The sequence below is a fragment of the Clostridium fermenticellae genome, assembly GCF_003600355.1.
GTDB lineage: Bacteria > Bacillota > Clostridia > Clostridiales > Clostridiaceae > Clostridium_AV > Clostridium_AV fermenticellae.
Genome location: NZ_CP032416.1, coordinates 1750920 through 1772817, shown reverse-complemented (window position 1 = coordinate 1772817; position 21898 = coordinate 1750920). Strand labels below are relative to the sequence as shown.

21 protein-coding genes and 1 riboswitch are annotated in these 21898 nt (G+C 31.5%); of the genes, 10 read left to right on the top strand and 11 right to left on the bottom strand.

The features are described from left to right. Positions 1-10 precede the first annotated feature (10 nt). From gatA to D4Z93_RS08250, 3 genes are all read left to right on the top strand, one after another. Positions 11-1471: an Asp-tRNA(Asn)/Glu-tRNA(Gln) amidotransferase subunit GatA gene (gene gatA, locus D4Z93_RS08260; RefSeq protein WP_119972378.1), complete on the top strand. Its 1461-nt coding sequence runs from the start codon at positions 11-13 to the stop codon at positions 1469-1471. A gap of 38 nt (positions 1472-1509) precedes the next feature. Continuing rightward, positions 1510-2946, top strand: coding sequence for an Asp-tRNA(Asn)/Glu-tRNA(Gln) amidotransferase subunit GatB (gene gatB, locus D4Z93_RS08255; protein WP_119972376.1), 1437 nt, complete (start codon positions 1510-1512; stop codon positions 2944-2946). A 153-nt stretch (positions 2947-3099) separates the two neighbouring features. Beyond that, positions 3100-4239 carry a methyl-accepting chemotaxis protein gene (locus D4Z93_RS08250; protein WP_119972373.1) on the top strand — a complete coding sequence of 380 codons (1140 nt, stop codon included), beginning with the start codon at positions 3100-3102 and terminating at the stop codon, positions 4237-4239. 64 nt (positions 4240-4303) lie between these two features. Here D4Z93_RS08250 and D4Z93_RS08245 read toward each other — a convergent pair whose 3' ends face one another. The 5 genes from D4Z93_RS08245 to D4Z93_RS08225 all read right to left on the bottom strand — a co-directional run bounded on the left by D4Z93_RS08245 (position 4304) and on the right by D4Z93_RS08225 (position 8188). Then, the gene (locus D4Z93_RS08245; RefSeq protein WP_119972371.1) at positions 4304-5026 is read right to left on the bottom strand and encodes an ATP-binding protein; all 723 of its coding nucleotides are present in this window, start codon (positions 5024-5026) and stop codon (positions 4304-4306) included. Positions 5027-5103: 77 nt separating this feature from the next. After that, positions 5104-6621, bottom strand: a complete 1518-nt coding sequence (locus D4Z93_RS08240; RefSeq protein ID WP_119972369.1) for a sensor histidine kinase — start codon at positions 6619-6621, stop codon at positions 5104-5106. A gap of 4 nt (positions 6622-6625) precedes the next feature. Then, positions 6626-7315: a response regulator transcription factor gene (locus tag D4Z93_RS08235; RefSeq protein ID WP_119972368.1), complete on the bottom strand. Its 690-nt coding sequence runs from the start codon at positions 7313-7315 to the stop codon at positions 6626-6628. Next, a complete protein-coding gene (locus tag D4Z93_RS08230) occupies positions 7316-7870 on the bottom strand; it encodes a macro domain-containing protein (RefSeq protein ID WP_119972366.1) in 555 nt (184 codons plus the stop codon). It lies immediately after the preceding gene. 96 nt (positions 7871-7966) lie between these two features. Further along, a complete protein-coding gene (locus D4Z93_RS08225) occupies positions 7967-8188 on the bottom strand; it encodes a helix-turn-helix domain-containing protein (protein WP_119972364.1) in 222 nt (73 codons plus the stop codon). Between the two features lie 227 nt (positions 8189-8415). On the opposite strand from D4Z93_RS08225, the gene D4Z93_RS08220 reads away from it, so the two are divergent. The 3 genes from D4Z93_RS08220 to D4Z93_RS08210 all read left to right on the top strand — a co-directional run bounded on the left by D4Z93_RS08220 (position 8416) and on the right by D4Z93_RS08210 (position 12535). Further along, the gene (locus tag D4Z93_RS08220) at positions 8416-9408 is read left to right on the top strand and encodes a biotin--[acetyl-CoA-carboxylase] ligase (RefSeq protein ID WP_119972363.1); all 993 of its coding nucleotides are present in this window, start codon (positions 8416-8418) and stop codon (positions 9406-9408) included. A gap of 74 nt (positions 9409-9482) precedes the next feature. Then, positions 9483-10652: a beta-aspartyl-peptidase gene (iadA, locus tag D4Z93_RS08215; RefSeq protein ID WP_119972362.1), complete on the top strand. Its 1170-nt coding sequence runs from the start codon at positions 9483-9485 to the stop codon at positions 10650-10652. Between the two features lie 149 nt (positions 10653-10801). Next, positions 10802-12535 (top strand): cell wall-binding repeat-containing protein, encoded by a 1734-nt coding sequence (locus D4Z93_RS08210; RefSeq protein ID WP_119972361.1) that lies wholly within the window; start codon positions 10802-10804, stop codon positions 12533-12535. A gap of 40 nt (positions 12536-12575) precedes the next feature. On the opposite strand, the gene D4Z93_RS08205 is transcribed toward D4Z93_RS08210, so the two are convergent. The 3 genes from D4Z93_RS08205 to D4Z93_RS08195 all read right to left on the bottom strand — a co-directional run bounded on the left by D4Z93_RS08205 (position 12576) and on the right by D4Z93_RS08195 (position 16090). Continuing rightward, positions 12576-13775, bottom strand: a complete 1200-nt coding sequence (locus D4Z93_RS08205) for an FprA family A-type flavoprotein (RefSeq protein WP_119972360.1) — start codon at positions 13773-13775, stop codon at positions 12576-12578. 45 nt (positions 13776-13820) lie between these two features. Continuing rightward, a complete protein-coding gene (locus D4Z93_RS08200) occupies positions 13821-15731 on the bottom strand; it encodes an acyl-CoA dehydrogenase family protein (RefSeq protein ID WP_119972357.1) in 1911 nt (636 codons plus the stop codon). A 179-nt stretch (positions 15732-15910) separates the two neighbouring features. Then, a complete protein-coding gene (locus tag D4Z93_RS08195) occupies positions 15911-16090 on the bottom strand; it encodes a hypothetical protein (RefSeq protein ID WP_199798385.1) in 180 nt (59 codons plus the stop codon). Positions 16091-16328: 238 nt separating this feature from the next. Between D4Z93_RS08195 and bioB the strand changes: the two genes are divergently transcribed. Continuing rightward, positions 16329-17285: a biotin synthase BioB gene (gene bioB / locus D4Z93_RS08190; protein ID WP_119972354.1), complete on the top strand. Its 957-nt coding sequence runs from the start codon at positions 16329-16331 to the stop codon at positions 17283-17285. 18 nt (positions 17286-17303) lie between these two features. After that, positions 17304-17852 carry a biotin transporter BioY gene (locus D4Z93_RS08185; protein ID WP_119972351.1) on the top strand — a complete coding sequence of 183 codons (549 nt, stop codon included), beginning with the start codon at positions 17304-17306 and terminating at the stop codon, positions 17850-17852. 43 nt (positions 17853-17895) lie between these two features. On the opposite strand, the gene D4Z93_RS08180 is transcribed toward D4Z93_RS08185, so the two are convergent. After that, the gene (locus D4Z93_RS08180; RefSeq protein ID WP_119972348.1) at positions 17896-18924 is read right to left on the bottom strand and encodes a threonine aldolase family protein; all 1029 of its coding nucleotides are present in this window, start codon (positions 18922-18924) and stop codon (positions 17896-17898) included. A gap of 149 nt (positions 18925-19073) precedes the next feature. On the opposite strand from D4Z93_RS08180, the gene D4Z93_RS08175 reads away from it, so the two are divergent. Beyond that, positions 19074-19661 carry a cupin domain-containing protein gene (locus tag D4Z93_RS08175; RefSeq protein ID WP_119972346.1) on the top strand — a complete coding sequence of 196 codons (588 nt, stop codon included), beginning with the start codon at positions 19074-19076 and terminating at the stop codon, positions 19659-19661. Between the two features lie 77 nt (positions 19662-19738). On the opposite strand, the gene crcB is transcribed toward D4Z93_RS08175, so the two are convergent. Both crcB and D4Z93_RS08165 read right to left on the bottom strand, forming a co-directional pair. Then, a complete protein-coding gene (gene crcB, locus D4Z93_RS08170) occupies positions 19739-20086 on the bottom strand; it encodes a fluoride efflux transporter CrcB (RefSeq protein ID WP_119972343.1) in 348 nt (115 codons plus the stop codon). A gap of 18 nt (positions 20087-20104) precedes the next feature. After that, positions 20105-20551 (bottom strand): fluoride efflux transporter FluC, encoded by a 447-nt coding sequence (locus D4Z93_RS08165; RefSeq protein ID WP_119972340.1) that lies wholly within the window; start codon positions 20549-20551, stop codon positions 20105-20107. Positions 20552-20640: 89 nt separating this feature from the next. Further along, a riboswitch (Fluoride riboswitch) is annotated at positions 20641-20700 on the bottom strand. A 163-nt stretch (positions 20701-20863) separates the two neighbouring features. Between D4Z93_RS08165 and D4Z93_RS08160 the strand changes: the two genes are divergently transcribed. After that, positions 20864-21730 carry a DMT family transporter gene (locus D4Z93_RS08160; RefSeq protein ID WP_119972337.1) on the top strand — a complete coding sequence of 289 codons (867 nt, stop codon included), beginning with the start codon at positions 20864-20866 and terminating at the stop codon, positions 21728-21730. The last annotated feature ends 168 nt before the right edge of the window (positions 21731-21898 follow it).

Sequence of the window (21898 nt, the reverse complement as noted above, 5' to 3'; positions counted from 1 at the left end):
GGTTTTGGAAATGAAAGTACAGTCTATGACGGCTTATGAAATAAAAAAGGGTATAGAAGAAAAGAAGTTTACTTCAGAAGAAATTGTTAAAGAGATTTTTAAAAAAATAAAAAAAGTTGATCCCAAAGTCAATGGATATATAACTTTATGTGAAGAAGAGGCAATTAAAAAAGCTAGAGAAGTAGATGTAAAAGTAGAAAACGGTGAAAAATTAGGGAAACTTGCAGGGGTTCCTATAGCTATAAAAGATAATATATGTACAGATGGAATTAGAACTACATGTGCATCTAAGATGCTTTATGATTTTATTCCTCCTTATGATGCAACAGTAATCAAAAAATTGAAGGATGAAGATGCTGTTATAATTGGAAAGACAAATATGGATGAATTTGCAATGGGATCTTCTACTGAGAATTCAGCATTTATGGTGACTAAAAATCCATGGGATTTAGATAGGGTTCCAGGTGGTTCTTCAGGTGGATCAGCCGCTGTAGTTGCATCTGGCATTGCACCCGTATCGCTTGGCTCCGATACGGGTGGATCAATACGTCAGCCAGCATCTTTTTGTGGAGTTGTCGGGTTAAAACCTACTTATGGTTTAGTTTCAAGATTTGGACTTATAGCCTTTGCGTCATCTCTTGATCAGATAGGACCTTTTGGAAAAACAGTAGAGGATTGTGCTCTTATGCTTAATGTAATATCCGGCCATGATAAAATGGACAGCACAAGCTCAAAGAAAATACCAGACATTGATTATTTAACTTGTTTAAATGGTGATATTAAAGGTATGAAAATAGGGGTTCCAAAAGAGTTCTTTGGAAAGGGATTAAATAAAGAAATAGAGGAAACATTAAAAAATGTTATAGAAAAACTTAAGAATATGGGAGCAGAAGTTAGCTATATATCACTGCCTATAACGGAAGAAGGACTTTCTTCATATTATATAATATCTTCTGCAGAGGCAAGTTCGAATCTTGCGAGATATGATGGTATAAGATATGGATATAGAACTAAGGACTATGAAAGTGTAGATGAACTTATGGAAATGTCAAGAACAGAAAGCTTTGGATCCGAGGTAAAAAGAAGAATAATGCTTGGAACTTATGCACTTTCATCTGGATACTATGATGCATATTATAATAGAGCACAAAAGCTTAGAAAAAAAATAAGAGAACAATTTAAAGAGACTTTTGAAGAATATGATCTAATATTAAGTCCTACTTCCCCTGTACTTCCATTCTTAAAGGGAGAAAAAAAGGATAATCCTCTAGAGATGTATCTTGCAGATATATACACCGTTAATATAAATTTGGCAGGAGTACCATCAATTTCTATACCTTGTGGTTTTAGTCAGGATAAACTTCCGATAGGAATACAGATTATAGGACCGCATTTTGGAGAAAGCAAAATATTCAAACTTGCATCAGCGCTTGAGAAGGAATTGAAAATAGATACTTTGGCAATTAAATAGAAACTCAAATAAAAGAGGATGGAAAGGAGAAATAAATTATGAAAAGTTACGAGACTATAATAGGATTAGAAATACATGCAGAGTTAAATACAAAGACAAAGATATTCTGTAATTGTTCCACGGAATTTGGTGCAGAACCAAATGCCCATACATGTCCTGTATGTATGGGTTTGCCTGGAACACTTCCAGTTTTAAATAAAGAAGTTATAAAACTTGCCATAAAGGCAGGAAAAATTTTAGGATGCAAGATAAATAAGGTGAATAAAATGGATAGAAAGAATTATTTTTATCCGGATCTTCCAAAAGCATATCAGATATCTCAATTTGATCTGCCAATATGCAGTGGCGGATCATTAGAATTCGAACTTGATGGTGTTAAAAGAAAGGTTAGTCTAAACAGAATACATATTGAAGAGGATGCAGGAAAATTAGTCCATCTTGCAGATGAACCAGTGTCACTTATAGACTACAATCGTGTAGGGGTGCCACTTGCGGAAATAGTTACAGAACCTGATCTTAGGTCACCTAAAGAAGCTGTAACATTTATGAAAACACTTAGATCAATGCTGCAATATGGTGGAATTTCAGACTGCAGAATGGAACAGGGTTCACTTAGATGTGATGCTAATATATCTATGAGAGAAGTTGGCAGTGATAAGCTTAACTGTAAGGTTGAAATAAAAAATATAAGTTCGTTTAGAGAACTTCAAAAAGCTCTCGAAAAAGAGGAGAAACGCCAGAGAGAACTCTATAACTTTGGAGAAGAATTTAAAATAAAACAGGAAACTAGAAGATGGGATGCTGGAAAAGGTAAAACTGTGGCAATGAGAAGTAAAGAAGATGCAAATGACTACAGATATTTTCCAGATCCAGATTTGGCTCCTATAATAATTAGAGATAATCAAATAGAGAAGATAGAAGAGAGTATACCGGAACTTCCTAAAGCTAAGAAAGCAAGATTTATTAGAGATTATAAGCTTGGAAATAAGGAAGTAGATATACTTATTGATGATAAAAGGCTTGGAGAGTTTTTTGAAGCTACAGTTAAATGTGGTGCAGATCCAAAAACGACTGCTAACTGGATTTTAGTAGATGTACTAAGAATATTAAAGGAAAAAGAAATGGATTCAAGTTCAATGAACCTTGAACCAGAAAAATTATATAAGCTTATTAAAATAGTTTCAGAAGGAAAGATAAGTGCTACGGCTGCGAAAGAAGTATTTGATGATATGTTTGAAAGCGGTAAAGACCCGGAAGATATTGTAAAGGAAAAAGGACTTACTCAGATAAGTTCATCGGATGTTTTAGATGAAATTATCCAAAAAGTATTAGGCGAAAATCCTAAATCGGTAGAAGACTATAAGGCTGGAAAAACACAGGCTGCCGGATATTTGGTTGGACAGGTAATGAAAGCTAGTAAGGGAAAGGCTAATCCTAAACTTGCAAGGGAACTTATAATTAGTAAATTGCAGTAGTATAAAAAATGACTGAATTCAAAAGCTATGGGTTCAGTCATTTTTTACATTAATTTATGTGGAGTTTTTGTTAAATATCTCATTAAATTGTTAAATATAATAACAATTAATACGATAATATTGATAGAAATATTATGACTGAGGAGTGATTATATGATTTCTATAAAATCAATAGATATATTAAAAGAGCTTGCATCAGTACAAGCTGATATTATGCCCGGTGTAATCTTTGCAATAGCTGAAGGTGATGTGCTTACATGGGTTGTATCATCCAAAGACATTACTAGTAAAATATTCTACGAAGGGCAAAAGTTAGGTCAGGATAGTACAACAGTGCTTGCTCAAAAGAAGAATAAAACTATTACCCGGAAGGTACCACGTTCTGTATATGGCATTAGATTTACTATAACATCGATTCCGATTGTAGATGACAATGGTGCTGCTAATGTATCTTTTTCTATGGTGTTTCTGTGGAAACATGTAATTCTAAGTTCATTTGGAGATTTTGCTCCAATTCTTTCAAGGGCATTTCAAGAGGGAGTTTTTATGTATGTGACAGGACTGAAAGAAGTATTAGTAACCCAAGGTTCAGAAAAGTTTAATGTATCTAGTATAAATGTTGGTGATAAGATACCGGATAAATCAATTTCAAAAGAGGTTATAAGAACGAAGAAGGGAATGTCGCAGGAATTTGATACATCTAAATATGGAGTTCCTGTTATGGTGGAGTGTAATCCATTATTTGATGAAGATGAAGTTGTAGGTACATTTAGCATAATAACACCTAGAGAAGCAGCAGTTAATTTACGTGAGCTGTCGGGTGATCTTTCGCAGGGAATATCCGGGATATCATCTGCAATTCAGGAACTTGCCGCATCAGCATCGGAGATACATTTAAATGAACAAAACTTAAATAATGAGATAAAACAGGTAATAGGATTGTCGGAAGAAATAAATGAAGTATCATCATTTATAAAAGATATAGCTGATGAAACGAAAATGCTTGGTTTAAATGCTGCTATTGAAGCAGCTAGGGCAGGAGAAGTTGGAAAAGGTTTTGGAGTTGTTGCACAGGAGATAAGAAACTTATCAGATCAGTCAAAGGGAACGGTTCCAAAGATAAAAGAACTTACGGACAATATTAAATCAAAAATAGATGAATCCAGTAAAAAAAGCCAGAGTTCGCTGTCATCCAGTCAGGAACAAGCAGCTGCAACTGAAGAAGTAACGGCAAGTATTGAAGAGATAACAAAGATGGCAGAGGACCTAAATAAGATTGCCCAAAAATTATAAGACTGCTTTGTTTAAGCTTTTTACCTCACAAATTATTTTGTGAGGTAAAAAGCTTGTATTTATTTTATAGTATTGAACCCTCTGTTCCAATTATTACTTCTTTATAAGGAACTATAGTTTTAGAATCGAGCATTGCAGCCTTTACTGCGTTTACAATTCCTGAGCAGCAGGGAACTTCCATTCTAACTACAGTTATACTTTTGATTTCATTTCGCGATAATATCTCTTTTATTTTTTCTTTGTAATATTCAATGTCATCCAATTTAGGACAGCCTATTACTGTTATATGGTTCTTTATAAATTCTTTATGAAAGCCAGCATATGCATATGCTGTACAATCTGCTGCTATAAGTAGATCAGCATTTTTAAAATATGGGGCACCAGAGCTAACGAGTTTTAGCTGAACGGGCCACTGCATAAGTTCTGATTGTACATCATAGCTTTTTTCATCTTTAGTATTTAAAGCCTCAACAGGTTTCCTCGATATTTTCTTTGCAGCAGTTCCAGGACATCCACATGGCAGCTTTTCTTTTTCCTGTAATTTTGTTTTATTTAAGAGAGTTTTCTTTACTAATTTTTCATCATAAGGTTTGCTTTCCCTTTCCATGATTGAAATAGCACCAGTAGGACACTCAGGAAGACAGTCGCCAAGTCCGTCACAATATTCATCTGAAATCAGGTAGGCTTTGCCATCCTTTAGCTTGATGGCACCTTCATGACATGCATTTACACATAATCCACAGCCATTGCATTTTTCACTATTTATATTAACAATTTTTCTTTTCATAAGTATTCCTCCTAATAATTAATTTATGAGTATATTATATTAAAATAATCATCATAGGTATGTAACATATGTTACATTTATAAAATATCTGAGTTTGAAGGAGCATTTGAAAAGTAAAATTCAATTCCTAAAGCTGTATTTCTAACACCAAAATCAAATTTGTGCAGAATGAGAATATTTTTTACTATAGTAAGTCCAAGTCCTGTACCGCCAAGTTTTCTATTTCCGGATTTATCTACTTTGTAAAATCTATCCCATATTTTGCTTAATTGTTCATCTGACATTGGATTACTGCTATTCTCTATTGAAAATGTAAAATATGGGTTATCATATTTTAAGTATATATTTATGATTTCATTTTTATTTGTATATCTAATTGCATTCGTGAGAAAATTATTTATGACCTGTTCTATCTTATTCCAATCAGCATTTATTTTTACACTTTTATCAATCTTCGCATGAAGCTCTATATTCTTTTGATTTATTAATGTTGAAAATTTGCTGATTATGTCATCAAGCATTTTATCAAGGTAGAAATTCTCCTTATTTAAAATTAATCTTCCTGATTCTAGTTGAGATATTTGAAGCATATCATACACTAAGTTACCCATTATTTTTGACTCATCTATTATAACATCAAGATAATAATCGTGTTCTTTTGAATCAGAGAATACACCATCTTTTATGGCTTCAGCATAACCCTCTATTAAACTTATTGGAGTTTTTAATTCATGTGAAGCCGCTGCCACAAATTCTTTTCTCATTTTTTCAAGTTCTCTTTCCTTTTCTATATCCTTTTCCAATTTTAAGTTTGCTGATCTTAAAGAATTAAGAGATTTAAATAAATTCTCTGATAAAAAATTTAAAGTGTTCGATAAACTGCCAATTTCATCATCTCTTTTAATATTGGATTTTTGTGAAAAATCAAGATCTGCCATTTTTAAAGCAGATTTATTTAAAATTACAAGTGGTTTTGTGATTGCATGTGAGTAAAATAACGAAAGTATCAAAATTACAAATATAGCGATTATAAGAAAGTAAATGTAGAATTCCTTTATTACAGATGAAGCTTCATTAACAGGCTGAAGAGATGATATGGCAAACAGTATTTCCCCCTTTTTTTTATCAAAATCAACACTTATAATGTCTTTAATGGGGTCTTTTGGCTTATCAGATATAAAAACTAACGGTTTTCCATTATTAATAGTTTTACTTGTCATTGTAGGGTCAATGTTAGAACTTTTAATTGCTGAATTTATTGCTCTTATTCTACTTTCATCCAATTTTTCATTATCATAGCTTACTATAAATTTTAACTTTCCATATTTATCCAGTATAGCTAATTTAACATTATGAGAATCTTCAATACTAGACATAATTTCTTTGATTTTATCAGGATCATCTGTTTTATCATAATTTGTTTTAAACTTTATCATTGTTTGTTCTAAATCACTTTTTTTCTTATCAATGTAAAAACGACCAAAGAATATAGATTGAATAGCTGTTGTACACGTTATAAATATTATGAATACTAAAAATGTAATCGTAAATAGCTGCCGTGTTACACTTTTTTTTATTTTAGATATTATATTCATATAATTAATCCAATCCCTTTAGTGTAAATTTATAACCAGCGCCTCTTACAGTAGTTATAAGATAGGCTTTTTCTGATAATTTCTCCCTTAAACGTTTTATGTGTGTGTCAACGGTTCTGGAATCTCCTTCGTAATCAATACCCCATATTGTGTTTAATATTTTTTCTCTGCTTAGAACTATATCTTTATTTTTTATAAAATAACTTAAAAGTTCAAATTCCTTAGGAGATAAATATATATCTTCTCCATTTATTTTAACCTCATGGTATTCTTCATTTATATATAGGCCATCATAACTGTTATTTGTATAATCATCATTTGATTTATCTGAATAAATTCTTCTTATTAATGCATTTACCTTTGCAACTAATATTTTGGGACTAAAAGGTTTAGTTATGTAATCGTCTATTCCAAGTTCAAAACCTAGAAGTTGGTCTTCATCTTCAGCCTTAGCGGTTAACATTATAATGGGAACATTTGAAAATTTTCGTATTTCCTTGCAACTATCCCAACCATCCATTATTGGCATCATTACATCTAATATTAAAAGATGTATGGAATTCTTTTTGATTAGTTCTAAAGCTGTTTTACCATTATCCGCTTCAATTATGTTAAAGCCCTCTTTTTTTAAATATATCTTTATAAGATTTCTCATTCTTTCTTCATCATCTACAACCATTATTGTTTCATGCATTTATATCACCTCTTTTTTTAAAATGAAATTTCTTTCTTCTTCTAGAAATATATTATAAGTTTCAGAATCATTATTGCACATTATTATATTCTCTAAGGTCGTATCTTTATTTTTTAAAAATTCAATAGAATTTTTAATAAGTATATGTGCACATCTTTTTTTTGGAAATCCAAATATACCTGAACTTATAGCTGGTATTGACAGTGACTTTAAATTATATATATTTGCGAGATTAAGTGTATTTATTATTGCAAGATTAAGCTTATAGTCTTCATTTCCTTCTCCCATATGTGGACCAACAGTATGTATTATGAATTTACATGGCAATTTATAGGCATATGTTATTACAGCCTTTGATGTGGAAAGTATACCAAGCTTTGAGATTAGTTTATTGCTGTCATCTTGAATCTTAAAGCCGCCAGCTTTAACTATTGAGAGTGCAGCACCACCTCCATGCTGTAATGTGCCATTTGCAGGATTTACTATAGCATCTGAAATTTCATCTGTTATGTTGCCCTTTTTTATGAAAATTGTTTTATTATCTATTTTTATCATCAAAATTCCTCCAAGTCAAATTTGAATATATATAAAATTAAGAAACTACAGAATTAAAGTCTGTAGTTTCAAACTATATGTTAATAATTTATTAGTTTACGCACTTAATATAAGTTCATCCACTGTACATCTCAGCACTTCTGCTAAAACTACTACTTTATTGAAGCTGGGATTTTTCTTTTCTCCCCTTTCAAGTTCTTCTAAATAGGATTTAGAAATTGAAGTTCCATATTTTGGATTTTTCGTGAGATTTTGAATATCTAAGGTTGTATAGCCGAGACTCAGCCTCATATCACGAATTTTCTTACCATTTAACATACGAAAACCCCCTAATAATCATTAAATTTCTGTATCAATGTATATAAGTATATGAACTTAGCATTAATAATTATTCACATTTATTTATAGGTTTATTATAATGCTTTTTAAGTAATTTACAAATAACCAATAAGTTCTTTTAACAGTTTTTTTACTATTATATAATTATATAACTTTAATTTACTACTATATAGTATAATATATTTACGAAGTTAGGAGTGATGATTATGAAGGATAAAATTCTTCATCTTTTAAAAAAGAATGGTGATGGTTTCATATCAGGACAGTTTATAAGTGAAAAACTTGGAGTTACGCGTGCAGCAGTTTGGAAATATATAAATATTTTAAAATCTGAAGGTTACTTAATTGAATCTGTATCAAGGAAAGGATATAAACTGAAAGTATGTCCAGATATACTTAATAAAGAAGAAATAGATCCTAAATTGAATACTGGGTTCATTGGCAGAAATATAGTTTATTTTGATAGCATAGATTCAACTAATACAAAAGCTAAGGAGCTTGCATTAAATGGAGCCTCTGATGGTACACTTGTAATAAGTGAGGAGCAGACGATGGGAAGAGGAAGACTTGGGAGAACCTGGACGTGTCTACCCAAATATAAGGGAATATTTATGTCTGTAATTTTAAGACCTGAACTTGAACCTGCAGAGGTGCCTAAAATAACTCAAATAGGGGCGGCAGCACTTGTGCTTGCATTTAAGTCATTAAAAATAGATACATATATAAAATGGCCTAATGATATAATATTGAATAATAAAAAGTTATGCGGAGTATTAACTGAAATGAGCGGTGAATTAAATAAAATAAATTATGTTGTTATGGGAATAGGCATAAATGCAAATATTTCTTATTATGAGTTCCCGGAGGAAATTCGTAGTAAGGCGACTTCTTTATTAATAGAAACAAATAAGGAGATTGTCAGAAAAGATTTAGTAGCATGTGTGCTGAATAACTTTGAAAAAATGTATAGTAAGTTTATATTAAATGGTGATATAAGTGAGGCATTGGATGTTTGTATGAAAAGTTCAATACTTATTGGTAAAAAGGTTAGAATAATAAATGCAAAACATGAAAGAATTGGAGAAGTTTTAGGTTTGGATAAAGGTGGAGAACTAATTGTTAAAATGGAGGATGGAAATGTTGAAAAAATTGTATCTGGAGAAATTTCAATAAGAGGATTAAATGGATATGTGTCTTAATTAAAGAATAAAAGAGTGTATTTTTACAAAAACTATATGAGATTAATAAATTTATTTAGAGAGAGGCGATAGCTTTGATTTTGATAAAGAATGCGGAAATATATTCTCCGGCTCATATTGGCAGAAAAGATATACTTATATCCTTTGATAAGATAGCTTATATTTCAAATAATATCATTACTAAGGATAAATTGTATGGAGATATAGATGTAATAGATGCAGATGGACTTATTGCGATGCCGGGAATAATAGATCTTCATGTGCATGTAGCGGGAGGCGGAGGAGAAGGTGGATTTAAAACAAGGACACCGGATCTAGTTCTTACAAATATGACTCTAAATGGAGTTACTACCTGTGTTGGTTTGCTTGGTACAGATGGAAGTACAAGGAGTATGGGGAATTTACTCGCAAAGCTTAGAGGACTTGAAGAGGAAGGTTTAACTACATATTCATGGACGGGATGTTATGAGATACCAACAAGGACTATTACAGATGATGCAAGAAGTGACATAATATTTGTCGATAAGATAATAGGTGTTGGTGAAATTGCAGTATCAGACCACAGAGGGAGCAATCCGTCGGCTGATGATTTGATACATCTTGCAAGTGAATGCAGGGTAGGTGGAATGCTTTCAGGAAAATGCGGCATACTTCATATGCATCTCGGAGATGGTAAACGAGGTTTTGAACCAATATTTGAGGTTATAGATAGATCAGATATACCTTATGAAAATTTACTTCCAACACATATAAATAGAAATACACTTGTATATAAACAGTCTATAGAATATGCAAAAAATGGAGGATATGTTGATATAACGACGAGTATAAAACCAGAAGGAGATACAGCAGTGTATGCTGCAGAGGTTTATGAGACGCTATTAAAAGAGAAAATTTCACCAGATCATATAACTATGAGTTCAGATGCGGGAGGAAGTCTGCCTATATTTGATCAGAATGGCAAGCTAATGTCTTTGAAAACTGGTTTGCCAGATACAGATATGGAAACTATAAAAATGTGTATATCCAATGGAATGCCAATAGAAGAGGCGATACTACCATTAACCTCGACACCTGCAAAACGTTTAAAATTACACGGTAAAGGCAATATAAAGGAAGGCTGTGATGCTGATATACTTCTTGTCGATAAAAATTTTAAAATATATGCTGTAATATCAAAAGGAAGAATTATGGTTGATAATTATAAGGCGGTTATGCATGGAAGCTTTGAGAGTTTAACATGATTAATTATTAGCCTTTTTAAATTGCCTGCAGTAATTTGATTGCAAGAAAATATTCCTTTAATAGTAAAATGTTATGGAAATATTATGACTGCAGGTGATATAATTATTGCATTACTATAAATTATTTATAAAGAAAGTAGGATTATAATATGACAAAAAGGAGTTTAAAGGTATTAATATTAATTATATGTGTGTTGTCACTAACCCCCTTTCAGAGGGCTTCAGCATCTGATAAGTATTATGTTACAACGAGGATATATGGACAAAATAGATATGAAACATCATTTAACATAGCTGAAAATTTTGATGACAGTATGGTTGATAATGTTATATTGGCGAATGGTGAAAATTTTCCTGATGCATTATCGGGAAGTGTCCTGTCAAAAAAGTTTAATGCCCCTATACTGCTTGTTGATAATAGTAATTTTGATAATAATAAATATTTACAAGACTACATTTATAATCATTTGAGTAAAGGTGGAAATATATATTTATTAGGTGGAGAGGCATCTGTAAGCCCAGCTTATGTAAGCCAACTTAAAAAAACCGGGAATTATAATTTTATAAGATTAGGGGGGAAAGATAGGTTTGATACAAATATAAGTATAGTGGATGAAATGCAAGTTAAAACTGGTACTCCTGTTATAATAGTAAGTGAAGAAAACTTTCCTGATGCACTTAGTATATCCAGCGTAGCAGCTTTAAGAGGATATCCTATACTTATGAGTAACAAAGATAATTTACCCGATAAAATTGGACAAGAATTATCAATTATAAAGCCATCTAAAGTATATATAATAGGAGGAAACTCAGTAGTATCAGATCAAGTTAGGAATCAAGTGCAAAATATACTAGATTATACAGGGCAAGATGATATTGTAAGGATATATGGAGATGATAGATATGAGACATCACTAAATATATGCCGGTATTTTAATCTTGATTCAAATTCAGTAGTATTAGCAAATGGAACCAATTTTCCTGATGCATTGTCTGGAAGTGCTCTGGCTGCTAAATTAAATTCACCTATAATATTAATTGATGGAGAAGATGCAGAAAAGCAAAAAGGATATATAGATTCTGTTAAGTACAATAGGATATTTATACTTGGTGGAAATACATCTGTAAGTTCAACTATAGAAGATAGCTTCAAAGGGGAAAATTTAAATATAGGAAGTAAATTTGGCAAAGATTATAACAGTATAATAGTTGATTATAAAATTGGAGATGTAATCGGAAATGGTAGTGACCAAAATGTTATACTAACAAATGATGAGCATAATGTAAGTAAACTCATAATTCAAGATTCTAAAACTGGCAGTATATTATTTAAGAAGGCATATAATGATTATTTTCCACCTAAAGGCAAAATTGAGTTGAGTGATATGAACGGTGATAAGGTTAAAGATATAATTGTTACTATGGAATATGGTGGGAGTGCACTTATGCAGGCATGTGACATAGAAACCTTTAAAAACCAGAAGCTAACATTTTTAGGGACTAACATGAATGAGACAACGTATTTTCCAATGCAGGAAGATGATTTGACTTTTTCACTTTTGAACCGTAATTCGTTAAACATATATTCGAATATATCTAAAAAAAGATACACAGTAGATTTGAGTAGTGACAAGTACATTAATGATGCAGATAAATCTTTAAAAATTTATCCTTATGTGGGACACGGACCGAGGTTTTTAACTTGTGATGTAGATAGTGATGGAGTTAATGAATTAGGAATATACCAGGATATATCAGGGGCAAACCGCGATGATATTATAGCGAGTTTTATAACATATTATAAGTATCAAGAAAGTGGTATGTGGAAACCTGTGGAATGCATGGTTTCAAGCAATTATCCAATATATAATATAGATAAATAGTAAATAAAGCAGAGCCTAAGATTGGCTCTGCTTTTATAAATCAGTTAATTGACTTTATAATGTTGTCAGCAATAACATTAATTGAATCAATGTTATTATCCTTTACAGAAGAAGTAACTATCATATCATCTTCTAATACATCCATTTCTTTCATATTGTCAAGGAATTCGTGTATTAATTTTGCAGATTGAGGAGCCCATGTACCATTTCCTAAAATGGCAAATGTACGTTTTTGGAGATTCAATGCCTTCATATCCATCAGATAGTCGAGCATTGGAGGGTATATGTTCAAGTTATAGGTTGGACAAGCAAGAACTATATGGCTGTACTTAAATGATTCAGAAATCAAGTATGAGACATGAGTTTTTGAAACATCATACATTTTAACATTAGTTATGCCTTTTTCAATCAATTTTGCAGCTAAAATTGTGGCAGCATTTTCTGTATTGCCATACATTGATCCATAGACTATGAGTACACCTTTTTCTTCTGGTTCATAGCTGCTCCATTTATCATATTTATCTAAAAAGTAGCCTAAATTGTTACGCCATACTGGACCATGAAGTGGACAAATGAATTTTATATCAAGTTTACTTGCCTTTTTTAAAAGTGCTTGAACTTGAAGACCATATTTTCCAACAATATTTGTATAGTACCTTCTAGCATCGTCGATCCAATCACGGTCAAAATCCATCTCATCATTAAATAATTTACCATTTAATGAACCAAAGGTTCCAAAAGCATCAGCTGAGAATAATGCTCCATTAGTAGTATCATAGGTTACCATTGCTTCTGGCCAATGTACCATTGGAGCTGATACAAATGTAACTTCGTGTTTGCCGAAGGAAGCAGTATCTCCTTCTTTTACTTCAGTTATTCTGTTATCCGTACAAAAACCAAATTGATGCATGAATAAATCTGCCTTTTTACTGCTTATAATTTTTACATCTGGATAGTGAAGAATAATTTCTTCAATACAAGCCGCATGATCAGGCTCAACATGATTTATTATTAGATAGTCTAAAGTCCTATCACCTAAAACAGCCTCAATATTATCAAAGAATTGATGGCAGACAGACCAATCCACAGTATCAAAAAGGACTGTTTTTTCATCTAAAAGTAAATATGAGTTATAAGAAACACCTCTTGGAATAGGATGAATATTCTCAAACAATGAGAGTCGATTGTCATTTCCACCTACCCAGTAGAGATCATCAGTTACTTTTCTAACACAATACATACAGTTAATCCTCCCTTAAGTTTATTTATAATAATTAAATAATAATCAAATTTCTACAAACATGTCTTTATCCTCACCACAAGCAGGGCAAGACCATTCATCAGGTATATTTTCAAATAATGTACCTGGGGCTATATCGCCTTCCATATCACCCAGTGCTGGGTCATATTCATATCCGCATCCGTTGCATACATAATGTTTCCAATTTGGAACTACTTTTTTTGGAATTGTTCTCTTCATTTTCTTCATTGGAGGAGCTGGCTTTTTTGGTTCTCCATTGTCTAAAGCGGCAGTAAGAAGAGGTAATACTTCACACATATCACCGACAATTCCATAATCGGCATTTTTAAATATTTTAGCATGTGGATCAATATTTATTGCAACAATGGTTGATGCATCTTTTATACCTTTTAAGTGTTGACCTGCACCTGAAATACCACAAGCAATATAAAGATTACCCTTAAACTTTTGACCGGACATACCAACATAACGGTCAAGAGGAACATATTTAAGTGTTTCTGCTACAGGACGTGAAGAACCTATTGCTGCACCCGCCTGAATAGCAAGATCCTTTATAAGTTTCATATTTTTCTTTTCTCCTACACCAAGACCAACACTGACAACTCTTTCAGCCTTTGGAATAGGAGTGTCTATAGGTATACCAACTGAAAAATCATATCCGTCTGACTTAAGAGCCTCTACGAGAGAGTCTACCTTTTCTTTAAGAGATCCATCTTTGAAAATGATTTTTTTACGATACCCTGTTGCAGGCTGAGCTTTAAATGTTCCACCTGTATTTTGCTGTGTTTTTGGTGTTTTACCTATGATGTGAGCAGCAATAACGACACGTTGAATTTCATTAGTCCCTTCATATATTGTGCAAATTTTAGCATCTCTATATGCACGTTCAACCTCCATACCTTTTAGATATCCACTTCCACCAAATATCTGAAGTGCATCATTTACGATTTCAAGGCATGTATCAGAGGCATATTGCTTTGCCATAGCAGCTTCCATGCTGTAAGGTTCATGATTGCTTTTAAGTTCAGCGGCACTGTATATTAGAAATCTTGCTGCCCTTAATTTTGTAGCCATATCCGCAAGTTTAAAGGAAATTACCTGTTGTTTGCAGATTGGTTTTCCAAATTGAATTCTCTCTTTTGAATATTCCAGTGCATGTTCGTAAGCACCTTGAGCAATTCCAAGAGCTTGAGCGGCTATACCTATGCGGCCGCCATCCAATGTAGACATGGCAATTTTGAAACCTTCGCCTTCTTTACCTAATAGATTTTCTTTTGGTACTTTTACATCATTAAAAATTAATTCTGAAGTAATGGAAGAACGAATACCCATTTTATCATAATGTTTCCCAAATGTAAATCCTTCCATACCTTTTTCAACGATAAATGCGCTAATACCATGAGTACCGATGTTAGGAGTGGTAATTGCGAAAATTACATATATATCAGCTTCTCCACCATTAGTTATAAATATTTTCTCACCATTTAGTATATAATGATCATCTTCTAAAACAGCAGTTGTTTCTGTGCCACCTGCATCGCTTCCGGCATTTTCTTCTGTAAGACCAAATGCACCAAGTTTTTCACCTTTTGATAATGGAAGCAGATATTTTTTCTTTTGCTCTTCTGTACCGTAAGCAGCTATAGGATATGTTCCTAAAGATGTATGTGCAGAAAGAATTACACCTGTGCCACCATCCACTCTGGATAATTCTTCTACAGCAATTGCATAACTTATTACATCGAGTTCAGCACCACCGTATTTTTTGGGATATGGTATCCCCATCATCCCCATTTTAGCCAATTTATCAATTGCGTCAGATGGAAATTTATTCTCTTGATCCAGCATAAATGCAATAGGTTTTACCTCTTCTTCAGCAAATTGTCTTATTTTTGCTCTTAATTTTTCATGTTGCTCTGTGGTTTTAAAAAACATAAACGATACCTCCTAATCATAATATATCAGTAAGTGAATTATATTTAAAGAGTAAATCTAAAAGTATACTTATTTAGTATACTTTTATTATACCCTTATGTATCACAATTTTCAATATAAATAATATTATTTTATTTTTTAGAAAGCATAGTGTTTACAAGCCTAAGTTAATAGTAGAACTATATCTTAAAGATACTTATATCAGAATCTAGTTTCATAGCCATATTAGACATATTTTCAGCTACCTCAGCTACTTCCTTCATTATTGCCATTTGTTCTTCTGAAGCTGCCGCTATACTTTGAATATTGTCAGAGGACTCTTTAGAGATATTTGATATTTTATTTAATGAGTCAACCATGCTTTGTATTTATTTTGCATATTTTTCATTTTCAATTAAAATCCCTCCATTTTATTTATAATATTGAAATGTAGACTATATTATCGGACCTTTTGGGAGCATACTTATACCAATATACTAAATAAATTTTCATTGTAAACTAATAGCTATATTATAGTTGACAATGAATATTTATTAATATATAATTTAATAAATATTGCTATATAACTTTAAATTGAAATTAAGTGGAGGAAATTTTATGGAACATTTAGCAGAAGAAATTATAAATGGGAGACGTCTGAAGAGAGGGGAAAGCTTTAATTATTTTTTATTAGTAGATATTGATGAATTACTTAAAGGTGCAGATATGATTCGTAGAAAGCTGTGTGGTAATAAGGTTGATCTCTGTACGATTGTAAATGGTCGAAGTGGCAGATGCAGTGAAAACTGTAAGTTTTGCGCACAATCATCATATCACCATACAGGAATTAATGAATACGAATTTTTAGACCCGGATGTAATTGTTAAAGACTGCAAAAAGAATGAACTCATGGGAGTGCATAGATATTCTATTGTTACTGCCGGGAGAAGCTTAAATGGGAAAGATTTTGATAGAGCAATTGAGGCATATAGAAAAATGAATAAGGAATGTGATATAAAACTTTGTGCATCACATGGTCTTTTATCAGAAAAAGAATTTTTACAATTAAAAGAGGCAGGTGTTTCTATGTATCATACCAATATAGAAACATCAAGACGTAATTTTCCGAATGTGTGTACGACCCATACATATGAAGATAAAATTAATGAGATTAATCTAGCAGAAAAGGCAGGTCTTAAAATATGCTCCGGAGGAATTATTGGTATGGGAGAAACATGGAAAGATCGTATAGATATGGCTTTAAGTTTATCAGAATTGGATGTGGATTCTATTCCAATAAATGTACTTATGCCAATTAAGGGTACTTGCTTTCAGAATTTAAAGCCACTTAAAGAAGAAGAAATTTTAAGGACAATTGCTATTTTCAGATATATAAATCCAACCAAATATATTCGTATGGCTGCAGGAAGGAATTATTTCAAAAAGGATATGAGTAAAATATTTTTGTCTGGTGCCAATGCAACAATTACTGGAGATATGCTCACAACTGTAGGAAATAATGTTTTACAGGATAAAAAAATGCTTACAGATTTAGGATTTGATATATCAAAATAAAGATAGGAGCTTGATTATATGAATAATAGACAAAATATACATAATATGGCTTTAATAGGGGTTATGGCTGCGGTTATATGTATTCTTGGACCTTTATCAATTCCGATTGGTCCTGTACCTATTTCATTTACGAATTTTGCAATATATATTGCAATATATATACTTGGAATGAAAAAGGGAGTTACAAGCTATGTAATATATATGCTTCTTGGATTAGTCGGATTACCTGTATTTTCAAATTTTTCGGGTGGAGCAACAAAACTTTTTGGACTAACTGGAGGATATATAATAGGTTTTATATTTATGGCTGTTATTTCAGGATTATTTATTGATAATTTTATAAATAAATGGTATTTATGTTTTATTGGTATGATACTTGGTACAGTAGTGTGTTACATATTTGGAAGCATATGGCTGGCATATCAAGCACATATATCGGCAAGTTCGGCATTTTTATTAGGTGTAATTCCGTTTATACCAGGTGATATTATAAAGATTATAATTGCTGTGATTCTGGGGCCCAAGCTTAGAATGAGATTAACTAGAGCAAATATAATTCGATGTTGAGAAGGACTGACTGCTTTAATTTTTTAGCAGTCAGTTTTTTATATTAAATTCTGCTTTCCTTTAAATCACAGATAAATTCTGATACCTTGTCTTTGTCTGTTGCCCAAGAAGTTACGAGTCTAATAATGGAAGTGTCTTTGTCAATTTTATCCCATATATTAAATGCATACTTTTTTTGAAGTTTGTTTATAATTTTATCAGGCATAATTGGGAAAATCTGATTTGTATAAGAATCAGAAAAAAAACTAAATCCTTCTTCTTTTATGGCATCGTGTAAGATATAGGCCATATTATTAGCATGAGCTGCCAAAGTGAAGTACAGATTATCTTTAAAAAGTTCAAGGAACTGCAGACCTAATATTTGTCCTTTTGCAAGCAGCGCACCTTTTTGTTTTATATTAAATCTAAAATTTTCTTTTAGGGAATCTTTGCAAATTACAAGTGCTTCCCCAATTAATGCACCATTCTTTGTCCCTCCTATATAAAAAGCATCTAATAGTTTAGTTAGATCAGAAAATTCTATGTCGTTTTTATTTGAGCATAAAGCTGAACTCAGGCGTGCTCCGTCCATGTAAAGAATGAGATTTTTATTTCTACAGAATGTATTTAGAGCCTTGAGGTCTTCTTTTGTATATATAGAGCCTATTTCCGTAGAATTTGAAATGTAAACTAGTTTTGGTTTTACCGTATGTTCATCAGTATGTTTATCTAAGACAGATTGAATATTTTCCGGATTCAGTTTTCCATTTTCAGATTTAACAGATATGATTTTATGACCTGTTGCTTCAATGGCACCAGTTTCATGTGAAAGAATATGGCCTGTATTTGCGGCAATTGCTGCCTCATACGGCCTTAAAAATGCCGAAATGGCAACTAAATTTGTCTGTGTTCCACCAACCAAAAAATGTATGTCTATATTATTTCCCTGTAGTTTATATTTTAATAATTTGATGGCTTCTTTAGTGTATTCATCCTCTCCATATCCATCCGATTGAATAAGATTTGATCCTATAAGAGCATCTAATATTTTTGGATGTGCAATTTCACTATAATCATTTCTAAAACTGTACATATGTTGTAACCCCCTTTTTTATATTTATATAAATTTAGAATATAATTTATTTTAACATAATATTTTCTAATGTAAATTTCTAATTCGTAACACTTCAAGGTCCTAACGCATATTATAAATCTGTAATAATATTAAAGAGAGGTTTAATTATGTACAATAATTATCCATGTGAATACCTAAAGAATATGGCAATGTACCGCGGATATAATGCTTATAGGTGCCCTTATCTTAAACAATCCAGTGATAGATATATTCCATTTGATCATGAGCTCGAAAAAGATCCGAATTTTAATTTCCTAAGAGCTTCAAATGAACAAAATATTAAAGAATTAAAAGATCATGGATCAGAACCTTTTGTAGTAAATATTGATGATGCAACTGAAAGAAATAATAATTTCAGAACTGCTATATGGACGGGTAAACACCTTCAGGTTACTTTAATGAGTATCAATCCTGGTGATGATATTGGTCTAGAAGTTCATCCTAATGTTGATCAATTTTTGCGTATAGAAGAAGGACAAGGGACTGTTAAAATGGGTAAAAGCAAACATAACTTGGATTTTGAAAGAAGGGTTTATGATGGTTACGCTATAATGGTACCATCAGGTACATGGCATAATGTCATTAATACAGGTAATAAATCGCTTAAATTGTATTCGATTTATGCACCCCCTGAACACCCATATGGTACAATTCACATTACTAAACAGGATGCAGAGGCTGCTGAGAAGAGTTAATTCAAGGCAATCTCTGCTTAAAATATCCACATAGTTAGAAAACTTCTAATTATGTGGTCTTTTTGTTTGGTTTATATTCAATGTATTTTTAGTCCTATTAGGAATCCAGTTATTCCCAGCAGAATGGATATTAAAATATATACAAGTGCATTTAATTTTTCGTTATACTTGAATAAGTTGAAACCTTCATACATAAACGTAGAAAAGGTTGTATATGCACCTAAAAATCCATCTCCCAGAAAGGAGTACATATTGGTTCCGAGGTGAGCAGAGGTCAAAATACCAAGTATAATGGCGCCGGTTATATTTATTATAAATGTTCCAAAAGGGAATTTAGTATTAGTGTGTCCGGATATTGCTTTCCCGAGTTGATATCTTGTAATACTTCCTAGTATGCCACCTGCGCCAACTAGTAAATAATTCATGTTATATCCCCCTAAAATTTAAATTATATCATCTATATCTTGAATATTTTTTTCATTATCTGATTTATTCTGAAATTTCTTCATTGCTGAATTAAATTTATTTGCAGCAAATATGCCAAGGTATACAGCAGTAAAACCAATTAATAGTGAGATAATAACATAAGATATTGCGGCGTAGTAGAATTTATTAGTTATTAAGGCTACCATTTCTTTACATAATGTAGAAAATGTTGTATATGTTCCTACAAATCCTGTTGAAATTCCAAGCTGTATATTTTCATCGATTTTTAAGTATTTAATTACTGTTGTAAGGATAAAAGCTAACATAAAACTTCCACTAATATTTATAAATAATGTATCAAACGGTATTAGTGTGTTGTGATTTAAAATATTAGTATTTTTTATGAAACTTCTTAGTATTGCGCCAAAAAAACCACCCAATCCAATAAAAATGTACTTTCTCATTTATTTTTCTCCTTGATTATTATTTTAATTATTGTGTATAAACTTAAGATACAATTTATCAAAAAATAATTAAACTCCTGTCTTAATAATTTAAAACAGGAGTCATTAGCGCATCCGCAATTATGGTGAACTCCATCACCATTACTTTTATACACTAACATAAAATTTTTACCATGTCAAACAGATTTTATAAAGTAGTATTATATTGCATTTTGCACCTTATATTGAGAAAAACTATTGGAATTGATATTATATAACTATTAATATATTATAGTAGACTTTTTATTATGTAATAGACAAAGGAGCATAGAAATGAAAAATTTATCAATGAAGAAAAAATCTTTAATTGCAGATATTTCTCTGTTATTAGTTGCTGTTATATGGGGAGGAGGCTTTATAGCTGCCAAAATAGCTTTATCAAGTATTACCCCATTGTATCTATTATCGTTTAGATTTTTGTGTTCTGGATTACTTATTATGATAATATTTTTTAATAAAATAAGAAAGATAGGTAGAAAAACCATATCGGCGGGCGTTATTATCGGAATATTCTTGTACGTTGGACAAACACTTCAGACTGTGGGTCTTAAATATACTACAGCAGGAAAACAAGCATTTTTAATAGCCTCATATACTGTATTGGTCCCATTTATTTCATGGATATTAACTAAAAAAAAGCCGACTATTAATTCTATATTAGCAGGTTTTATGATGTTAATTGGAATTGGTTTTTTAAGTTTACAACAAGATTTTTCTATAGCTTATGGAGATGGTCTAACGTTATTATATGCTTTGGTGTTTGCCTTTCAAATAGTGTTTATAGGTATTTATGTTAAAGATATTGATCCAATACAATTGACTACCATTCAATTAGTAACTGCAGGATTACTTACGCTTATAAGTGCCTTAATATTTGAACCTAATATTGACGTGATAGATAATAAAGCTGTTATTGGAATATTATATCTTGTAATATTTAATACTACTATTGCATTTTCAATTCAAAATGTTGCACAAAAATATACTTCTGATACACATACATCAATACTCATATCACTGGAATCAGTATTTGGTCTGTTATTGTCTGTACTTTTATTAGGAGAAGTATTCACTAAAAAGATGATTATTGGATGTATAGTAATTTTTATATCAGTGGTCTTATCAAAAATTAATTTATAAATAAAACAATTCATTTATGACTTAAAAATTCAGTATTGGGTTGCATAAATAATTCAACATTGACTTATATAGATTAATATAACACTGCTTTCTAATAACTTTTTTATTTAAGGATAATTGCTATTATTGATTCTACATATAAAAGACTGTATTTGAATTACACAAAAT

Excerpts from the sequence above, each read along its gene's own strand:
- D4Z93_RS08220 (WP_119972363.1), top strand. The coding sequence starts at position 8,416 with ATGAAGGATAAAATTCTTCATCTTTTAAAAAAGAATGGTGATGGTTTC.
- D4Z93_RS08195 (WP_199798385.1), bottom strand. The coding sequence starts at position 16,090 with ATGGTTGACTCATTAAATAAAATATCAAATATCTCTAAAGAGTCCTCT.
- D4Z93_RS08230 (WP_119972366.1), bottom strand. The coding sequence starts at position 7,870 with ATGATAAAAATAGATAATAAAACAATTTTCATAAAAAAGGGCAACATA.
- D4Z93_RS08175 (WP_119972346.1), top strand. The coding sequence starts at position 19,074 with ATGTACAATAATTATCCATGTGAATACCTAAAGAATATGGCAATGTAC.
- D4Z93_RS08225 (WP_119972364.1), bottom strand. The coding sequence starts at position 8,188 with ATGTTAAATGGTAAGAAAATTCGTGATATGAGGCTGAGTCTCGGCTAT.
- D4Z93_RS08200 (WP_119972357.1), bottom strand. The coding sequence starts at position 15,731 with ATGTTTTTTAAAACCACAGAGCAACATGAAAAATTAAGAGCAAAAATA.
- D4Z93_RS08160 (WP_119972337.1), top strand. The coding sequence starts at position 20,864 with ATGAAAAATTTATCAATGAAGAAAAAATCTTTAATTGCAGATATTTCT.
- D4Z93_RS08245 (WP_119972371.1), bottom strand. The coding sequence starts at position 5,026 with ATGAAAAGAAAAATTGTTAATATAAATAGTGAAAAATGCAATGGCTGT.
- D4Z93_RS08235 (WP_119972368.1), bottom strand. The coding sequence starts at position 7,315 with ATGCATGAAACAATAATGGTTGTAGATGATGAAGAAAGAATGAGAAAT.
- D4Z93_RS08210 (WP_119972361.1), top strand. The coding sequence starts at position 10,802 with ATGACAAAAAGGAGTTTAAAGGTATTAATATTAATTATATGTGTGTTG.
- D4Z93_RS08180 (WP_119972348.1), bottom strand. The coding sequence starts at position 18,924 with ATGTACAGTTTTAGAAATGATTATAGTGAAATTGCACATCCAAAAATA.
- D4Z93_RS08185 (WP_119972351.1), top strand. The coding sequence starts at position 17,304 with ATGAATAATAGACAAAATATACATAATATGGCTTTAATAGGGGTTATG.
- gatB (WP_119972376.1), top strand. The coding sequence starts at position 1,510 with ATGAAAAGTTACGAGACTATAATAGGATTAGAAATACATGCAGAGTTA.
- D4Z93_RS08250 (WP_119972373.1), top strand. The coding sequence starts at position 3,100 with ATGATTTCTATAAAATCAATAGATATATTAAAAGAGCTTGCATCAGTA.
- D4Z93_RS08165 (WP_119972340.1), bottom strand. The coding sequence starts at position 20,551 with ATGAGAAAGTACATTTTTATTGGATTGGGTGGTTTTTTTGGCGCAATA.
- D4Z93_RS08240 (WP_119972369.1), bottom strand. The coding sequence starts at position 6,621 with ATGAATATAATATCTAAAATAAAAAAAAGTGTAACACGGCAGCTATTT.
- D4Z93_RS08205 (WP_119972360.1), bottom strand. The coding sequence starts at position 13,775 with ATGTATTGTGTTAGAAAAGTAACTGATGATCTCTACTGGGTAGGTGGA.
- gatA (WP_119972378.1), top strand. The coding sequence starts at position 11 with ATGAAAGTACAGTCTATGACGGCTTATGAAATAAAAAAGGGTATAGAA.
- crcB (WP_119972343.1), bottom strand. The coding sequence starts at position 20,086 with ATGAATTATTTACTAGTTGGCGCAGGTGGCATACTAGGAAGTATTACA.
- bioB (WP_119972354.1), top strand. The coding sequence starts at position 16,329 with ATGGAACATTTAGCAGAAGAAATTATAAATGGGAGACGTCTGAAGAGA.